Consider the following 520-nt stretch of genomic DNA (forward strand, 5'->3'; position numbering starts at 1 on the left):
CGGCGCATGGCCGAGWSSGCGCGGCAYCTGGTGGASGAGGTGTTYGGCCCGCGGCCKGTGCGGCAATGGGTGCTGAGCTTTCCGTACCCCTTGCGTTTCCTGTTCGCCAGCAAGCCAGAAGCCATTGGCCCGGTGCTGGGCATCGTGCAGCGCGTGATCGCCGGYTGGYTKGCCGATCARGCCGGCGTGCCGCGGGATACGGCGCAATGCGGYGYGGTGACCCTGATCCAGCGCTTCGGCAGCGCGCTGAACCTGAATGTTCACTTCCACATGCTGTGGCTCGACGGCGTGTACGACGCGAACGTCGAGCCCCCGCGGCGCAAGCCGCGCCTGCGCCGCGCCCCCACCTCTGCGCAACTGACGCAGCTCGCCAACACCATCGCGCATCGCGTCTGCCGGCACCTGTCGCGCCGCGGCTGGCTCGAAGGCGAAGACGAATCCGTGTTCCTGTCCGACAGCGCGGGTAGCGACGACGGCATGGATGGGCTGCGGATGAGTTCGATGACCTACCGCATCGCCA

1 protein-coding gene is annotated in these 520 nt (G+C 68.4%); it reads left to right on the top strand.

The window, feature by feature from the left end; genetic code table 11:
- A partial coding sequence (locus tag D7Y61_RS22435; protein ID WP_219628107.1) for a transposase occupies window positions 1-520 on the top strand: 520 nt, incomplete at both ends.

Origin of the sequence: Stenotrophomonas maltophilia (assembly GCF_013464485.1) — a bacterium.
Lineage (GTDB): Bacteria > Pseudomonadota > Gammaproteobacteria > Xanthomonadales > Xanthomonadaceae > Stenotrophomonas > Stenotrophomonas maltophilia_AW.